General features: G+C 65.9%; 17 protein-coding genes. 11 read left to right on the forward strand and 6 right to left on the reverse strand.

Annotated elements, in window-relative coordinates:
* The 4 genes from Q1J95_RS08045 to Q1J95_RS08060 all read left to right on the forward strand — a co-directional run.
* The coding region (locus Q1J95_RS08045; RefSeq protein WP_300266933.1) for a carbohydrate ABC transporter permease at positions 1-725 on the forward strand (725 nt) is incomplete at its 5' end.
* 90 nt (positions 726-815) lie between these two features.
* Positions 816-2,831, forward strand: coding sequence for a DUF1349 domain-containing protein (locus tag Q1J95_RS08050; RefSeq protein WP_300266934.1), 2,016 nt, complete (start codon positions 816-818; stop codon positions 2,829-2,831).
* Between the two features lie 143 nt (positions 2,832-2,974).
* On the forward strand, positions 2,975-3,238 hold the full coding sequence (locus tag Q1J95_RS08055) for a ribbon-helix-helix domain-containing protein (protein WP_300266936.1): 264 nt from the start codon (positions 2,975-2,977) through the stop codon (positions 3,236-3,238).
* Positions 3,239-3,299: 61 nt separating this feature from the next.
* Positions 3,300-3,473: a toxin-antitoxin system toxin subunit gene (locus Q1J95_RS08060; protein ID WP_366945547.1), complete on the forward strand. Its 174-nt coding sequence runs from the start codon at positions 3,300-3,302 to the stop codon at positions 3,471-3,473.
* Between the two features lie 122 nt (positions 3,474-3,595).
* Here Q1J95_RS08060 and Q1J95_RS08065 read toward each other — a convergent pair whose 3' ends face one another.
* From Q1J95_RS08065 to Q1J95_RS08075, 3 genes are all read right to left on the reverse strand, one after another.
* Positions 3,596-4,399 (reverse strand): bifunctional 2-polyprenyl-6-hydroxyphenol methylase/3-demethylubiquinol 3-O-methyltransferase UbiG, encoded by an 804-nt coding sequence (locus Q1J95_RS08065; protein ID WP_300266937.1) that lies wholly within the window; start codon positions 4,397-4,399, stop codon positions 3,596-3,598.
* Positions 4,400-4,491: 92 nt separating this feature from the next.
* Entirely contained in the window at positions 4,492-6,642 is a 2,151-nt protein-coding gene (locus tag Q1J95_RS08070; protein WP_300266938.1) for an LPXTG cell wall anchor domain-containing protein, read from the reverse strand.
* A 218-nt stretch (positions 6,643-6,860) separates the two neighbouring features.
* The gene (locus Q1J95_RS08075) at positions 6,861-8,315 is read right to left on the reverse strand and encodes a cell division initiation protein (RefSeq protein ID WP_300266940.1); all 1,455 of its coding nucleotides are present in this window, start codon (positions 8,313-8,315) and stop codon (positions 6,861-6,863) included.
* A 243-nt stretch (positions 8,316-8,558) separates the two neighbouring features.
* Here Q1J95_RS08075 and Q1J95_RS08080 point away from each other — a divergent pair, with 243 nt between their 5' ends.
* From Q1J95_RS08080 to Q1J95_RS08095, 4 genes are all read left to right on the forward strand, one after another.
* Positions 8,559-9,530 (forward strand): acetylxylan esterase, encoded by a 972-nt coding sequence (locus Q1J95_RS08080; RefSeq protein WP_300266941.1) that lies wholly within the window; start codon positions 8,559-8,561, stop codon positions 9,528-9,530.
* 280 nt (positions 9,531-9,810) lie between these two features.
* Positions 9,811-10,674, forward strand: a complete 864-nt coding sequence (locus tag Q1J95_RS08085) for a metal ABC transporter substrate-binding protein (protein WP_300266951.1) — start codon at positions 9,811-9,813, stop codon at positions 10,672-10,674.
* Positions 10,671-11,402: a metal ABC transporter ATP-binding protein gene (locus Q1J95_RS08090; RefSeq protein WP_300266942.1), complete on the forward strand. Its 732-nt coding sequence runs from the start codon at positions 10,671-10,673 to the stop codon at positions 11,400-11,402. Before Q1J95_RS08085 ends, Q1J95_RS08090 begins: the two co-directional genes overlap by 4 nt.
* A gap of 38 nt (positions 11,403-11,440) precedes the next feature.
* Positions 11,441-12,292 (forward strand): metal ABC transporter permease, encoded by an 852-nt coding sequence (locus Q1J95_RS08095; protein ID WP_300266953.1) that lies wholly within the window; start codon positions 11,441-11,443, stop codon positions 12,290-12,292.
* Between the two features lie 41 nt (positions 12,293-12,333).
* Here the strand turns inward: Q1J95_RS08095 and Q1J95_RS08100 are convergent, their stop codons facing one another.
* Entirely contained in the window at positions 12,334-13,527 is a 1,194-nt protein-coding gene (locus Q1J95_RS08100) for a PLP-dependent aspartate aminotransferase family protein (RefSeq protein ID WP_300266943.1), read from the reverse strand.
* Between the two features lie 112 nt (positions 13,528-13,639).
* Between Q1J95_RS08100 and Q1J95_RS08105 the strand changes: the two genes are divergently transcribed.
* Positions 13,640-14,215, forward strand: coding sequence for an Lrp/AsnC family transcriptional regulator (locus Q1J95_RS08105; RefSeq protein ID WP_300266945.1), 576 nt, complete (start codon positions 13,640-13,642; stop codon positions 14,213-14,215).
* On the opposite strand, the gene Q1J95_RS08110 is transcribed toward Q1J95_RS08105, so the two are convergent.
* Positions 14,169-14,534, reverse strand: a complete 366-nt coding sequence (locus Q1J95_RS08110; RefSeq protein WP_300266947.1) for a hypothetical protein — start codon at positions 14,532-14,534, stop codon at positions 14,169-14,171. The genes Q1J95_RS08105 and Q1J95_RS08110 overlap by 47 nt on opposite strands.
* 145 nt (positions 14,535-14,679) lie before the next feature.
* On the opposite strand from Q1J95_RS08110, the gene Q1J95_RS08115 reads away from it, so the two are divergent.
* Together Q1J95_RS08115 and Q1J95_RS08120 are read left to right on the forward strand one after the other, a co-directional pair.
* Positions 14,680-15,486 carry an alpha/beta hydrolase gene (locus Q1J95_RS08115; RefSeq protein ID WP_300266948.1) on the forward strand — a complete coding sequence of 269 codons (807 nt, stop codon included), beginning with the start codon at positions 14,680-14,682 and terminating at the stop codon, positions 15,484-15,486.
* A 119-nt stretch (positions 15,487-15,605) separates the two neighbouring features.
* Positions 15,606-16,655: an NAD(P)-dependent alcohol dehydrogenase gene (locus tag Q1J95_RS08120; RefSeq protein WP_300266949.1), complete on the forward strand. Its 1,050-nt coding sequence runs from the start codon at positions 15,606-15,608 to the stop codon at positions 16,653-16,655.
* An 84-nt stretch (positions 16,656-16,739) separates the two neighbouring features.
* On the opposite strand, the gene msrA is transcribed toward Q1J95_RS08120, so the two are convergent.
* Positions 16,740-17,111 (reverse strand): peptide-methionine (S)-S-oxide reductase MsrA (gene msrA / locus Q1J95_RS08125; RefSeq protein ID WP_300266950.1); only part of this gene is annotated, 372 nt, incomplete at its 5' end.

Genomic DNA, 17,111 nt, shown 5'->3' on the forward strand with positions numbered 1-17,111 from the left:
GCGAGATCCTGCGGAAGGTCCCGACGCTCTGGCCGGAGAACCCCAGCTTCGCGGCGTACGGCGAGGTGTTTCGCCTGCAGCCGTTCGCGCAGCAGTACTGGAACAGCCTGTACATCGCCGCGATCGTCACGATCGGCACCATGCTCGTGGCGGCGATGGCCGGGTATGCCTTCGCGCGGATCCGCTTTCCCGGTGCGAACGCCCTGTTCCTGATCGTGCTGGTAGGACTCCTCGTGCCCAGTGAGGTGACGATCGTTCCGCTGTTTCGTCTCGTGAACGGCTTGGGGCTGATCGACACGCACTGGCCGCTCATCGTGATCCCGATCTTCGGGGCGCCCGCTGTGCTGTCGATCTTCATCATGCGACAGTTCTTCCTGGGTCTTCCGACCGAGCTAGAAGAAGCCGGACGCATGGACGGGCTCGGCCGATGGGGCATCTTCTGGCGAATCGCTTTCCCGCTGTCGCGGTCGGCGCTGGCGGCCGTGGCGATCTTCACGTTTTTGAAGTCGTGGAACCTGTACCTCGAGCCGATCGTGTACCTGTCGAGCAAAGACATGTTCACGCTGCCGCAGGCGCTGACGCAGTACGTCGACGCCTACGGCGGGCCGATGTGGAACGTGCAGCTCGCCGCGACGACCCTCACCGTCGTGCCGGTGCTGCTGGTGTTCCTGTTCGCGCAGAAGCAGTTCGTGCAGGGCCTCGCGCACTCCGGGTTGAAGGGGTAGAGCGGGGCACAGCTTTTTCTTGATCGTACGGGCACGCTGTGCCCGGTACATGTCGCGCCCGGCCCGCGGGCGCTCAACGAAGGAGAAGAGATGAGTTCCACTGTCCGACGTCCGCGCAGAGCCGCGCAGGCGATCGCCGCGGTCGCCGCCGCCGCGGCGATGACGATGACCGGTGTGCTTCCGGCATCCGCCACGCCTGTCCCATCAGGGGGTGCGGTCGCCGCAGAGGTGGCACCGCCGCCCGCTGATTGGCCCGAATTCGGGTACCAGGGCATCGTCACCGACAAATCAACGATGAACTATAACCCTTCCAACGAGTACATCTTCCCCAGTGTCTTCCACGCCGGGGAGCATCTCGCTGATCCCCTCGGCGAGTGGTACCTGTACACGGCGCCCCATGACGATCCAGGGGGAATCGTGCTGATGTACGCGGACAGTCTGGAGGGCCCGTGGACGGAGCACACCGGCAACCCGGTGATATCCCGTGTCTGGGAGCCGCACTACAACTTAGAAGGAGGGCGGACCGGCGACCGACACGTGTCCACTCCGGATGCATTCTGGAACGCCGAAGAGGAGAAGATGTTCCTCTACTTCCACGGCAACAACTCGGTCACCCGGTATGCCACCAGCGATGACGGCATCACGTTCGCGTACGGCGGGGTGGCGGTGAGTAACGCGACGAGTACGGTCGAAGGCGGTCCGCGAATCGTCCAGTCCGCGTACGCGCGGGTGTTCGAGCATCCTGACGCCGACTCGGAGTACAACTACGCGATGCTCTACATGACCAACGACGACACTCCGGTCGACGGCGGGTTGCCGGGAGTGCGACGCATCCGCCTCGCGGAGTCCGTCGACGCCCGCGACTGGGTCGTCGACCCGCAGGTGATCCTCAGCCCGGGTGAAGAAGAAGGCGCGAACGTGTCGAGTCCGAACCTCTGGGAGCACGACGGACAGCTCTACCTGCTGTATCACGCGTCCAGCGGAAACAGCTATGCGCGCACGATCGATAAGACCCTGCGCGAGGTTGGTGAGGAGCCGATCCTGCTGCACACCGCGAGCGGCCTCGGCACGGACGTCGGACGTATCGCGGCTCCCGAGATCGTCACCGACGGCGGCGAGACGTATCTGTTCTACGAATCGGGTGACCGTCTCGGCGGCACGATCGCCTGGGCCAAGGATGGCGCGGAAACCGTCATCGAGCCCCCGTTCGGCGGGTTCCCCGTCGATGAGAGCAACCCCGTCTTCGACACGTGCGCCGCAGCGGGCACTGACGAGTTCGACGACGGACTCGGCGACGCGTGGGAGCGCACGGTGCGTGAGGAACTCGCACGGCATGAGGTGTCGGGCGGCTCTCTGACGATTCCGACGTACGAGGGCGGCGTCGCGGCGGCGCCCTTGCTGCAGCAGTCACTTCCCGAAGGCGCGTGGCAGATCACCACGAAGGTGAGCCTCGATCCGGCGAACAACTATCAGCAGGCGGGACTGCTGCTGTACGCGAACGACACCGATTACCTCAAGCTCGATCTGGGCAAGGCCAGGCCGGGTCGGGTGGTCGAGCTGGTCTCGGCGGGTACGCCCTCGTTCACCACGCAGCGGCGCTACGACGGGTCCGACGTCTGGCTGCGTCTGACCAGCGACGGCGCCCAGATCGAAGGGTCGGTGTCGTACGACGGCGTGACGTTCGACCGCATCGGCTCGCTGCTCAGCGCAGAGACGGAGCTGGGCGTCCCCCGCTTCACGCACGTCGGGCCGTTCGCCTTCCGCGGCAGCGCAGCGGTTGCCGAGATCGACGCGACCTTCGACTGGTTCCGCTTCTCACCCAGCGCCGCGGAGTATGAGGAGTGCATCGCCGGGCCGACGGATCCGACGGATCCGGTGGATCCGACCGACCCGACGGACCCAGTCGATCCGGCCGACCCGGCTGATCCCAGCGATCCCGGCGCGGGTCCGGGAACGACTCCCGGCACAGACGCTGATGCGTCTCATGCGGATGCTGGCCTGGCGGAAACCGGTGGCGACGCACCCGTGCTCGCGATCGCCGGAGCCGTTCTCCTGCTCGTGCTCGGCGCGGGGGCGTATCTCCTCACTCGTCGACGTCGCGTGTGAGAGATCGTGTGGGTGGTCGGGTACTTCTCGATCACCCACACGACTCTCGAAGGCATCGCTGGAGCGTTGCCAGAATCGGCAACGACCGTACGCAGACTCACCCGAGTCTTGTCCTGGCTGTATTTTCGTTATACATTAATGAAATGAGCGAGCGCGAGACGATAAACGGAGTTCCCGTCACCGAGGAGCAGATTGCCGCCTGGGCCGCCGAAGCCGAGGCCGGTTTTGATGTTGCGGCATTGAAGAAGCGCGGTCGCGGACGCCCAGGTCGGGGAGCTGAACCCTCTCAGGTCGTCGCGCTCCGGCTCACCCTTGAAGAGATCGCCGCAATCGACGAACGCGCTGAACGTGAGGGCAAGTCACGCTCAGAAATCATCCGCGAAGCGCTTCACCTGTCGGCAGCGTGAACGTTCACGACTCAGCGTTAAAGCACGGTGTTCTCCGTGAGGACACGATTCAAGCAGCGACATGGGCGGGATGATCGAGGATCTCGATGCGAACAGCCCGGCCCGTCAACTACGGCTCGGCTTCGACACTCGAGGTCGGCTCTTAGAGACGGTCGTTCTCGTCTTCGACAGCGGCAATGAGCTGGTGATTCACGCGATGAAAGCTCGACCGCAGATGATCGAACTGCTGCCATAATCCCCTCAGCGTTAATGCACTGGTGCTCGAAAGTGGTCGCAAGGTCTGATTGTGCCTGGCAAGACCGCATTGACTCATGAGCCGAGGTGGGCGACCTGGTTCAGAGCGGCGACCGAGCACCATCAGCTCGCCTTCGTGCCGATGCTCATCAGATGTGGCGACAGATCAGCGGCCGGCGGCGCGACATGCGCGGCCTCTGCGATCGTGATCGCAGCCGACACCACCGAACCCTCCGGCGCAAGCATCTCCAGCCCGAGACCGGCCGGCCCTTCGACTCCCACGGTCGTAACGTCCGTGAAGCCGGCGTCCGTTGCTTCTTCAGCGAGCTCTGCCGCCAGGTGATGATGCCCGCCGGGGAATCCATCCGTCGGAGCTGGCTTTTCGTCCGACCCGCGCTCGAGGAGCGCCACAAGAGCGTCGGCGGGGAGATCGCGGAACGAACGCGCGAACACCATCTTCAATGCGGCCGCGGCGCGTGAAATCGCCGCTGCGAAGACGATCCCGCCCGGCACGAGAACACGATGGGCCTCCTGCCACGCGCGAAGTCGATCGTCGCGTTCTTGCAGGTGATACAGCGGGCCCAGCATGAGCACGGCGTCGAACGAACCGTCGGCAAACGGAAGATCACGCGCGTCGCCCACGAGCGCGTCGACCCCAGGAACCGCACGTGCCGCCGCCACCTGCTCGGCGACAGGATCGATGAGCGTCACGGTGTGACCGGCCTCTGCGAGCCAACGCGCGTGCACACCGGTCGCGCCGCCGATGTCGAGCACGCGACTGCTCGGAACGAGGCGCGTAGACACCAGCTGCTGAACGCGCTGGAACTCGACCTGCCCATTCGCGGAGCGCGTGACGAGACGGTCTGTCTCATCGAAACGCCGCGCGTAGTAGTCGTGAATCCACCGGTCCCGTTCGGCTTGGTCCATGCGTGAATCGTAGCCGTCAACGAGACGGCCGGAGCGGCCCGAGCATCTCTGCCCGTGCACGCCCCGGCCGTCTCGTTCGGGTTCCGTGACTCCTATGCTTTACGCCGCCGCGCGGCGAACGCCACTGCGCCACCGGCCAGCAGCAGCACGAGCGCGGCCGACAGCGCGGGCCACATTTCGGCACCTGTCTGAGCGAGCGCGCCGCCATCACCGGCGGCGCCGGCGGCTGCCGTCACCTCGAAGGTGACCTCGACCGAGCCAGACTGCGCGCCGGTCAGCGTCACGGTGTGCATACCAGGCTCCGTGTCAGCAGGGACCGTCCACGAGAACGCCACCGCCCCGTCGGCGCTCGCCACCTTCGTACCCAACGCCAGCGGCTCCGAGCGCATCACGCCCGTTACCGGCTCACCCGAGGCGAACCCGCTGGCCGCAAGGCTCTGCGTCTCGCCTGCGACGACGGATGCCGACCCCACAGTCGCGCTCAGCTCAGCACCGGGATCGGTGCCCGGATCAGGATCCGTCCCCGGGTCAGGATCGGTACCCGGGTCGGGATCGGTGCCCGGGTCAGGATCGGTTCCGTCCTCGCACGCGGCCAGCTCATCCGCACTCGGCGTGAACCGCAGCCAGTCGAACCGCGCCTCCGTATCCGGCGCACTCGTGGCCCCGCGGAACGCCGACAATCCCACGCCGGTAGCCGCGAGCACATCCGACTCGATCGGCTGGCCGATACGAGTGAACGCCTGGCCGTCGGTCGACAGCGAAGCCGTCACCCACTCGCCGTCACTGGTCATGCGCAGCCACACCGTGCCGCCCATGTCGTCCGGTGGGAAGGCACTGTCCTCCCACGTCCACCGGTCGATGCGGTCTTTACCGTTGTTGCGCCAGATGAAGTCGAATCGCGGGCCCTCCGTGGCCTTCGACCAGACGAGCTTGGCGTTGTTCGCACCGTCACGATAGAGCACGAGTCCGGCTTGCTGGTAGTTCGCCACGGGCTCGTAGTCGAGCTCGGTCGTGACCTCCCACGCACCGTCAGGGACGGGCAGGTTCGGAATGGTCGCCCCGTCGATCGAGGTGGTCGGCGACGACATCACGAGATCACCGTCTTCGACCCGCATTCGGCCATCCTCGTCACGGATCACGGTCCACTCCTCGCCGAGCACATCGCCGTCGAACTCATCCGAACCGGCTCCGACGCACATCTCGTACATCGGGTCTTCCGAATGGGTGTTGAGCGGATCGCGCGTCCCCTCAGGGTCGAGCACCGCGTGCGCGATGCCGGTGCCGCTTCGCCCACCGATCTCGAAGATCATGTGCGTGACACCGTCGTCTTCGACGATCTGCGGCGACGATGTGCGCCCTTCTTCCGGCGGGAACGGACTCGGAATGTACAGCGGCATCGGGTCGCCGAAACTGCGCAGGTTCTCGTCGACCTTCTTCGCGAAGATCACGCCGGCACTCGATCCGTACAGCACGTAGTGCGTACCGTTCCACTCCCACAGCTCGGGGCCGGCGACGTTGGTCCCCTCCACTGCGGTCGGCTCGACGACCCAGCCGGGCTGCGCCTCCCAGTTGATCAGGTCGTTCGAGTACGCCAGGCCGATACGACGCACATTGGTGTTGTCGTTGACCATGAAGAACATCGCATGCTCCCACCCGTTCTCGGGGAATGGGTTGTCGAAGATGCGGTTGTACGAGGTCTCGGTCGCGTTCTGGCCGAACTGCTCGGTCGTCATCACGACGCCGCCGTAGTCGAAGTGCACTCCGTCCGTCGACGTCGCGTAGCGGTCGGTCGTGTTCTCGCCGTGGAAGTACAGGAACACCTCACCGGTGTCTTCGTTCCACACAGCATCCGGGGCTGAGACGTGCGAGACGTCGTAGATGCCCTCCCACACGTTCGAGACGAGCGGGTTCGCCTCGTGGTGCGTCCACGGCCCATCGAGCGAGTCGGCGTACATGAGGTTGATGCCGCCGGGCGCATCGTGCGGAGCGTAGTAGACATACCATTCACCCAGCGGATCCTCCAGGTACTCCCCCGCGTGGAACACCGATGGAAAGATGAACTCATTACCGGGATTCCACGTCTCGTCCGTGAAGCGATCGAACGCCGGGCCCTGCGACGTGAAGACGGGCAGCTCTTCATCGTCTGCCGCGGATGCCGCCGTCGTCGCCGTTCCCGCCAACAGGGCTGTGGCGACGAGGGCGAACGAGGCCGTCGCCGCGGCGACTCTCCTTCGGATGGGCATGAATGCTCCTCTCGGCACCGTCATCGGTGCCGCTCAGGCAGGGCCTATTACCCCGCATCACGCGCCGATCGTATGCACCGCCCACCGTCGCCGTCACCCCCATAATGCGCATTATTTAGCGGTATCGGGCATTATGCGGATGCTGCGCGCACCCCGCTCGAACACGAAAAAGGCGCCCAGCAGAAGTGCTGCGGGCGCCCTTTCGTGCTCACGTCCGATCAGGACTTGGCGTCGTCCTCATCAGCGTCATCGTCGTCCTCATCGTCTGCGTCGTCCTCATCGTCTGCGTCGTCATCGTCGGATGCGTCGTCGCTGGCTTCGGCGACCTCGTCACTCTCCGGGACAAGTTCGATGACCTCGTCACCCGTCTCGAGCACGTCGGCGTCATCGGCATCTTCAGTTTCGGCGTCCGCCTCGTCCGAAGTATCCGATGCCAGCACTCCGTCCGGGCGGATGAGCTCGCGCACCTCGGCCATGAAGCTGTTCAACTGCTGCTGCTGCCAGCGCAGCTGACGGGTGCGGTCCTCCGCATCGCGGAGCACGTCCGTGGTGTGATCGGTAACCGTGCTGACGATCTTCTGCGCCTTGGCCCGGGCGCGATCGAGCGTCTCGCGGGCGCGCATCTGCGCATCCGCTTCGATGGCCTGCGCCTGCGAGCGCATCAGCCGCTCGTAGTCGTCGGCCTTCGCCGAGATGCGCTTGGCGTGCTCGAGAGACGCGGCGACCTGCTCGTTCGCGTCGTTCGTGATGCGCTCGGCGTGCGCGACCGCCTGGTTGTGCAGCAGGAGGAACTCCTGCTGGGCGTCGTCCTGCCGGCGGGTCAGCGTCTCTTCGAACTCGAGCACGCGCGCGTTCATCTCGCGCACCTCGCGCTCAGCATCCGATCGTTGCTGGCTCGTCTCTCGGGTGACCATCGAGCGCAGCGCCGCCGCGCCCTTCTCCGCCTCGGTGCGAACCGTCGCAGCCTCCTGCTCGGCCTGGTTGACCTTCTCCGCGGCGTGGGCTGCTTCACGCTCGATCCGTGCCTCGTGTGCCGTGTACTCGGTGTCGATACGCAAGCGAACCTGGTCAGCATCATGCTGGGCCTGTGCTGTGGTGCGGTCGACCTCGGCGGCGAGCTCTGCCCGGCGAGTCTCCGCCTCATCGCGCGCGGCTTCGAGAAGGCGCTCAGCCTGCACCGCGGCGTTCTGGATGAGGACGGATGCCTGTTCTTCAGCGACGCGCAGCACAGCTTCGAACTGCAGACGTGATCCCTCAGAATCAGCCTCGTCCTTCGGAGCGTCGACGAGTTCACTCGTCAGCGTCGCAATCTGCTGATCGGCGTCATCGGCCTTCGCATTGGCCGCGGTGAGATCGGCTTCGAGCGCGGCAATGCGCTCTTGGTGCTGCGCTTCAAGCTCAGCGATACGCGCTTCGCTCTCGGCACGCGCAGCCTCGACCTCGGAGCGCACCGACTCGACGTCGCGGCTCACCCCGGCACGCGCCTCGGCCAACTCGGCGTCGGCACGCTGTACCTGCATGCGCAGGCCGGCGATCGCCGCATCGACCTCGCCCTTGTCATAGCCACGGAAACCGATCGTGAAGTTTCCCTGTTCGCGAGTCTGTCCAGTGGCCAGCTGATCGAAGAAGTCAGTCCCCTGCTCGTCGGTGTGGTTCTCAGTCGAGTCGTTCACTGGAAAGACGCCTTTCAGAAGGATGCTGACCGCTGGTCCTCCGGCACGTCGAACGTGACGAGAGGGAGCGGATCACACAGTGGGGGGAAAGCGCGAAGCGCGTCTTCAGCCTAACGAGTGCACTGCCGAACGGGAACCTCGCAGCGGCATCCGAAACTATGAATCTCATGCACGCACCGGCATGGACGACCCGCCGCACGGTGCCGATAAACTGCCGAAGACCTCAAGCAAAGGATGCCGTTGATGCCGCGTTTCGACCTGTCCGATGAAGAGCTGCGTACCTACCGTCCGCAGGTCGCCGAGCCCGATGACTTCGATGATTTCTGGGAGAAGACGCTCGCAGAGTCCCGTGCGCTCGCAGAACCGGTGCAGGTGCGACGCATCGACTCGCCCTTGCAGTCTGTCGAGGTCTACGACGTGACCTTCAGTGGTTTCCGGGGCGATTCGGTCGGCGGATGGCTGCTACTTCCGGCGGGCGGCGACGAACCACTGCCCGCCGTGGTCGAGTTCAACGGATACGGCGGCGGGCGCGGCCTGCCGCACGAGCGCCTCGGCTGGGCGGCATCCGGCTACGCCCATTTCTTCATGGACACCCGCGGGCAAGGCAGCGGATGGGGAACGGGGGGCGTCACCGGTGACCCGCACGGCTCCGGCCCCGCCGTGCCCGGATTCATGACGCGCGGCATCGACGACCCGCACGACTACTACTACCGCCGCGTGTACACGGATGCCGTGCTCGCCGTCGACGCCATCCGCTCACTCGACCGCGTCGATGCCGCGCGTGTGGCGGTCACCGGGATCAGTCAGGGCGGCGGTATCACCATCGCCGCCGCCGCACTGTCGACAGGCCTGGTCGCGGCGATGCCCGACGTGCCGTTCCTGTGCCACTTCCGTCGAGCCGTCGGGTTCACCGAGCGTGACCCGTATCAGGAGATCGTTCGGTACCTGGCCGTGCACCGCGGCGCCACCGAGCGCGCCTTCGAGACCCTGTCGTACTTCGACGGCGTGAACTTCGCCCGACGCGCCAGCGCGCCAGCGCTGTTCTCGGTCGCTCTCATGGATCCGGTGTGCCCGCCGTCGACCGTCTACGCCGCACGCAACAACTGGGACGGCGTCGCCGACATCACCGAGTACGCCTTCAACCAGCACGAGGGCGGACTCGGCGTGCAATGGGAACAGCAGGCGGCCTTCCTCGCCGAACAGCTCGCGGGCTGAGCCAGCAGTCGGCGTCGACACGCAACGCCGCGCTTTCTCTTCATCGCTGACAACTGTTCTGCTGTGGGCGGATGCCGCATCGCGCTGCCTGGCATGTACACATGCATGTTCGATGCACGGATGCATGCCAAACCATAGTTTTTCGCCCTGCATCCGTGTTTTCGCCCTGCATCTGTACCGACATCCGCGCGGCTCACTTGTTTTCGGTGCACCTAAAAGGTACGTTTTCGGTGTGCCTAAAAATCCTCGTGCGGCGATTGCCTGCGGCATCCTTCTCGTCATGCTGCCGGGCTGCGCCGGGCCGGATGCGACGAGCGATGACCGTCCGGTCGTCCTGACGACCTTCACGGTGCTGGCCGACATCGCCGGCAACGTCGCCGGCGAGCACCTGCGGGTCGAATCGATCACGAAACCGGGCGCCGAGATCCACGGCTACGAGCCGACCCCCGGCGATGTGCGCACAGCGACCGATGCCGACCTCATCCTCGATAACGGGCTGAACCTCGAGGCGTGGTTCGCGCAGTTCGTCGACGAGCTGGACGCCTCGCACACCGTGGTCTCCGAGGGCATCGAGGTGATCGACATCACTGCCGATGCCTATGCCGGAAAGCCCAATCCGCACGCCTGGATGAGCCCCGCGAACGTGCAGCTGTACGTCGACAACATGGTCACGGCCTTCAGCGAACTCGACCCGGAACATGCCGACGAGTTCGTCGCGAACGCCGAAGCCTACAAGGCCGAGCTGCAGCACGTGCACGACGACCTGGTCGCGTCGCTGTCAGAGCTTCCCGCCAACGAGCGCGCCCTCGTCACCTGCGAGGGTGCCTTCTCATATCTCGCCCGTGATGCCGAACTCACCGAGACGTACATCTGGCCCGTGAACGCCGAGCAGCAGGCGACGCCACGTCAGATCGCCGCGGTGATCGAGTTCGTGAACGACAATGACGTTCCGGCGGTGTTCTGCGAGTCGACCGTGTCTGATCGGGCGATGCGTCAGGTGGTCGAGGCGACGGATGCCGAGTTCGGCGGCATCCTCTATGTCGATTCCCTCTCGACTGCTGACGGGCCCGTTCCCACGTATCTCGATCTGATTCGCCATGATGCCGACACCATCGTCGCGGGCCTGACGGGTGAGAATCCGTGAGCACGATCGACGTGCGCGGGGTGACCGTGCGATACGGCGACGTCGTGGCGCTCGACGATGTTTCGCTGAGCGTTGAACCCGGCCGTGTCACCGGACTCATCGGCATGAACGGCTCCGGCAAATCGACGCTGTTCAAGACGATCATCTCGCTGGTTCGGCCTGCTGTCGGTGAGGTGCGGATCGCAGGGGCCGACCCGGCATCCGCTCGTCGACGGGGGCTGATCGGCTACGTTCCGCAAAGCGAAGACGTCGACTGGTCTTTTCCGGTCTCGGTGCGCGATGTCGTGATGATGGGGCGCTACGCCACGCAGGGATTCATGCGGCGAGCGCGACCAGCCGACCGAGCCGCGGTCGACGAGGCCCTCGAACGGGTCGAGCTCACGGGCCTTGCAGATCGGCAGATCGGACAGCTCTCGGGAGGACAGCGCAAGCGCGCGTTCGTGGCGCGCGGCATCGCCCAGGGAGTCGGCAGCGGCGCCGGAATCCTGCTGCTCGATGAGCCGTTCGCCGGCGTCGACAAGCGCAGCGAGGCGACGATCGTGCGGCTACTGCGTGAGCTCGCGGCATCCGGCAGCACGGTGCTCGTCTCGACACACGATCTGCACGCGTTGCCGTCGCTCGCCGACGAAGCCGTGCTGCTCATGCGGCGCGTCCTCTTTCACGGCCCGGTCGACCAGGCGCTGGAGCCGGCACAGCTCGCCCGCGCCTTCGGATTGGAGGGGCCGTGATCTGGGACTGGGTGCTCGAACCGCTGCAGTACGACTTCATGGTGCGCGCTCTCGCGACGACCGTGATCGCAGCCGTCGTCTGCGCACTGCTGTCGTGCTGGCTGGTGGTGGTGGGATGGTCGCTGATGGGCGATGCGGTCTCGCACGCGGTGCTTCCCGGGGTCGTGATCGCGTACGTGCTCGGGGCGCCGTTCGCGCTTGGCGCGCTCGTGTTCGGCCTTCTGGCCGTCGGATCGATCGGGGTCATTCGCGGAACCAGCAGGGTGAAAGAGGATGCCGCGATCGGCATCGTGTTCTCGACACTGTTCGCGTTCGGGCTCGTGCTGATCTCGGTCACCCCGAGCCAGACCGACCTGAATCACATCATCTTCGGCAACATCCTCGGGGTGTCACAGGGAGACCTGCTGCAGATCGTCGTGCTGGCCGCAATCGCATTCGCCGTGCTCATCATCAAGCGGCGCGACCTGACGCTGTACGCCTTCGACCCGACGCATGCGTTCGCGATCGGGCTCTCGCCGCGTCTGCTCGGTGCCCTGCTGCTGGGCGTGCTCGCGCTGACGGCCGTCGTGGCTCTGCAGGTGGTCGGTGTCGTGCTCGTGGTCGCAATGCTCATCATCCCGGGTGCGACGGCGCATCTGCTGACCGACCGCTTCGGCCGGATGCTCGTGATCGCTCCGGTCATGTCGGCGCTGTGCAGCGTCCTCGGCATCTACCTCAGCTACTGGATCGACGCCGCCTCGGGCGGACTCGTCGTCGTCGTACAGGGCTGTGTGTTCGGACTCGCGTACCTGTTCGCGCCGCGGCAGGGGGTACTCGGTCGGCGGATGTGGCGCCGCCCCGGTCACAACTCAGCAAAGATCGAGCAGAACGACCCGAAAACCGCCGGTTGACGCACACTGGCGACCGTTCTTGAGGAGTTATGCACCCCGCGTCACTGCGCCAAGGCGGCAGTGCCGCGAAACGCGAACGCCTGGGTGAGGTCGGCGATGAGGTCGGCGACGTTCTCAAGCCCGATCGACAGGCGCAGAACATCAGCATCGGGGCGTGCGTCGGCGGGCACGGGCCGGTGCGTGAGAGCGGCCGGATGCTGGATGAGCGAGTCCACGCCACCGAGCGAGACCGCGTGGGTGAACAGCCGCACGGACGAGGCGACGGCACTGGCTGCCTCGTAGCCACCGTGCAGGCGGATGGCGATCATCGCTCCGGGTCCGCCCAGCTGACGCTCCAGAATCCCGTCAGGATCGCCATCGAGTCCGGGGTAGAAGACCTCGTCGACCTGCGGCTGGTCGATGAGCCACTGCACGAGCCGCTGCGCGTTCGCCTGCTGCTCGCGCATGCGCACCGGCAGGGTGGTGAGGCCACGGTGCAGCAGGTATGCCCCGAGCGGATGCAGCAGTCCACCCGTGACGGCACGCACCCGGCGCAGCGCCTCGGCCGTGGTCTCGCTGCACGCCACGACACCGGCGATGACGTCGCCGTGCCCTCCGAGATACTTCGTCGCGCTGTGCAGCGACATCGCGGCACCGTGGTCGATCGGGTTCTGCAGAATCGGTGTCGCGAACGTGTTGTCGACGATGACGGGAACATCCCCGGCGGTCGCGACGACCGCTGCGATGTCGACCAGTTGGAGCGTCGGGTTCGCGGGCGTCTCGACGATGACGAGCGCAGTGTCGGGGCGGATGCTGACACCGACCTCGGACGGGTGGCAATAGGTGGTCTCCGTGTCCAGCAGCGCTGAGCCGAGCAGGTGGTCGGTGCCGCCGTAGAGCGGCCGAACCGCCACGACGTGCTTCTTGCCGGTGGCTCCGGTGTGCGCCAGGATCACCGCCGTCATGGCCGCCATTCCGGAGGCGAAGGCGACGGATGCCTCGGCATGCTCCATCTCGGCGAGCGCCTCTTCGAAGCGGGCCACGGTCGGGTTCCACAGTCGCGCGTAGACCATGCTGCCGTCGGCGGGCGGACGACCGCCGGTCGCCATGGCCTCGTAGGAGTCTCCGCCGCGTTCGATATCGGGCAGCGGATTCGTCGTCGACAGGTCGATCGGCAGGGCGTGCACGCCCAGTTCGGTGAGGTCGGCGCGGCCACTGTGCACGGCAACGGTATCGGGATGCACCGGAGCAGTCATGCTTCTATGCTGTCGAAATCGCAAAGATCATGCGACAATTCGACAGAACCCGTTGCTGAACGTGACGAATTCCCCATTCTCAGCAAGCTGCACGGAAGGAGGATGGCGTCTCTTGCCGAAAACACAACCGCCCACAGCATCCCTCGACGAGATCGACCTGCAGATCCTCGCCGCCTTGAGCGCCCACGCCGACACGACGAACAAGGCGCTCGCCCAGCACCTCGGCCTCGCCGAATCGACGTGTGCGCACCGGGTGCGCTCGCTACGCGATCGCGGCATTATTCGCGATGTGCGCATACGGCTCGACGAAGCCGCACTCGGGTTTGGGCTGCAGGCGATCATCAAGGTCCGCCTCGCCAACCACACCGAGGCGAAGGTCACCGCGCTGTTCGATGCTCTCGTCGCGATCCCTCGCGTGCTGCAGGTCTTTCACGTCGCCGGTGTTGACGACTTTCTCGTGCATGTGGCCGTGCATGACGCCGCCGCACTGCGCGACATCGTGCTGGAGCACATCACGGTGCATCCGGTCGTGCGCGGCACCGAGACGCAGCTGGTGTTCGAGATTCGCGACGGCAGCGGACTGCTCGCGTCCGACACTCGCGCGGCGCGCGCAGCGGCGGATACCCGTGTGACAGGCGCGGTCAGCGCTGGTGGGCAGCCTTCAACACGACCGGGCGCGGGCGCGTAACCGCAGCCGGTTCTGCCTCGGACTCCACGAACGCAATCTCGGCCCTGGCCGGAAGGCGACGGATCACGGCGCGCACCACCGGCCCGAGCACGAGCGCCGCGACCAGTGCGATACCCGATGCGATCAACGGCATCCACTCACCGGCGAAGCCGGCCGTCAAACTGAGCATGGCGCCGACGATCCAGCATCCGACAGCGCCGCCGGCAAGACCTGCCGCAGCTCGAGCAAGGGCGATGAGCGCGACGAGCGCACACAATACGGCGATGGCCGCACCGACGAATCCCACCGGCAGGAAGAACCCCGCCAGATCTCTCAACACACCGATCGATGACATTCTGCTGACCCCCCGGTCTCCGTATCACTACAGTACGAAAACCCGCCGACATCCGCATCATCCCGCAGGATGATGTTACGCAACCGTTCATCCTGGTGCCGGGGCCGATATGGAGGGGCATGATGGATGTGTGGCTTCTCCTCTCTCCGAACTCACCTCCATGCCGGATCCGAAGCGCATCTATGCCGCCGACGGCACCCGACTCGCGACATATACCTGGGGCGAGATCGATCTTCCCGTGGTCGTCATCGTGCACGGGTTCGCGTCGAACGCACGCGACAACTGGGTTCTCACCGGGTGGGTGCGAAAGCTCACGCGCGCCGGGTACCGCGTGCTGGGAATCGACCAGCGCGGGCACGGACTCAGCGACAAGCCGCACGAGGCAGAGGCGTACGCCATCCGCACACTGGCCACCGACATCGAGACGGTCATGGACCAGTACCTCGTCGAAGAGGCCTTCTACGTCGGCTATTCGCTGGGGGCCCGCGTCGGTTGGGAAGTCGTGCGCGACCTCCCCCACCGCATCGACCGTGCCGTGCTCGGCGGTGTCCCCGACGGAATCCCGCTCGAACGCCTCGATCTCGACGAGGTGCGCGCATTCATCGAAGACGGCGTGCCGGTGAAGGATTCTGCGACGCTGAACTACATCGCCCTCACCCAGCGCGTGCCAGGAAACGATCTGCGCTCACTGCTCGCCCTGGCGGAAGGCATGCGGCGCTCGCGCACCGTCGATCCCGACCCGAGCACGGCGCCGACACGACCGATCCTGTTTGCGACCGGCGCGAAAGACGGCGTCATTGAAGGGTCGCGGGCGCTGGCGGATGCCGCACCTGACGGCCGCTTCTTCGAGATCCCCGACCGGCACCACTTCAACGCGCCGGGTTCGCGCGCGTTCAAAGACGCCGCGCTGGCGTTCTTGGCCGAAGCCGCTTCCTGACGTCGCTGCCCTGACGTCGCGTTTCGAATCGCGCAAATTGCTGCATTCGGGCGCCGGATGCAGCAATTTAAGCGATTCGAACGATGCCAGAGCCCGCACGGCGAGGCTACGCTCGGACTATGCCTACTGTGATCCCCGCCATCGTCGCGCCCTCTGCCACCGAGCCGATGTTCACCAGCACGATCGAGCGCCGCGACGTCGGCCCGAAAGACGTGCGCATCGACATCCGCTGGGCGGGCATCTGCCATTCCGACATCCACACGGTCAACGGCGACTGGGGCGCGCAGCACTACCCGCTCACGGTCGGACACGAGATCGCCGGCACTGTCGCCGAGGTCGGCTCTGAGGTGACAAAGTTCGCGGTCGGTGACCGCGTCGGCGTCGGATGCATGGTGAACTCCTGCCGCGAGTGCGCGAACTGTCTCGCCGGAGAAGAGCAGTACTGCCTGAACGGCATGACCGGCACCTACGGTGCGCGCGACGTCGACGGCTCGATCACGCAGGGCGGCTACTCGACAGGCGTCGTCGTCACCGAAGACTTCGTGCTGCGCGTTCCCGAGGCGATTCCGTTTGAGAAGGCGGCTCCCCTGTTGTGCGCGGGAATCACGACCTACTCGCCACTGCGGCATTGGAACGCCGGGCCCGGCACCCGGGTCGCGGTCGTCGGACTCGGCGGCCTCGGACACATGGCCGTGAAGATCGCGCATGCTCTCGGCGCTGAGGTCACGGTGCTGTCGCGGTCACTGAACAAGAACGACGACGCGCTCGCCCTCGGCGCAGACCACTACTTCGCCACCGAAGACCCCGAGACCTTCCGTGAGCTGCGGGGCGCGTTCGATCTCATCATCAACTCGGTGTCGGCGCCGATCGACGTCAACGCGCACCTCAAGCTGCTCGCTCTCAACGGGACCCTGGTGAACGTCGGGCTTCCGCCCGAACCGCTGCCCGTGCGCGTCGGCAACGTCATCAACAGCCGCCGCTCCTTCGCCGGGTCGAACATCGGCGGCATCGCCGAGACGCAGGAGATGCTCGACTTCTGTGCTGAGCACGCCATCGCCCCCGAGGTCGAGATCACCTCAGCCGATCAGGTCAACGAGGCGTGGGCACGGGTGCTGGCGTCGGATGTGCGCTACCGTTTCGTGATCGACATCGACACGCTGCGGAGCTGAGCCGAGCGCTTAAATCGCGCAAATTGCTGCATCCGGGAGCGGAATGCAGCAATTTGCGCGATTCGAACGGGCGCGGGGCGGGGGCTACCGCCGCGGCAGCACCCACCCGGCGCGCGGGAAGTGGCACGTGTAGCCGTTGGGGTACGTGATCAGGTAGTCCTGGTGCTCAGGCTCGGCTTCCCAGAACGGGCCCTCGGGCTCGATCGTGGTGACGGCGGGCCCGGGCCAGAGGCCGGATGCATCGACGTCGGCGATCGTGTCGCGGGCGATCTGCTCCTGCTCGGGGCTGAGCGGGAAGATCGCCGAACGGTAACTGGAGCCGATGTCGTTGCCCTGCCGGTTCAGGGTCGTCGGGTCGTGGATCTGGAAGAAGAACGCGAGAATGTCGCGGTACGTCGTCTCGTTCGGGTCGAACACGATCTCGATCGCCTCGGCGTGGCCGGGGTGGTTGCGGTA

It is taken from the genome of Microbacterium sp. (genome assembly GCF_029263575.1).
In the GTDB taxonomy this organism is placed as follows: domain Bacteria; phylum Actinomycetota; class Actinomycetes; order Actinomycetales; family Microbacteriaceae; genus Microbacterium.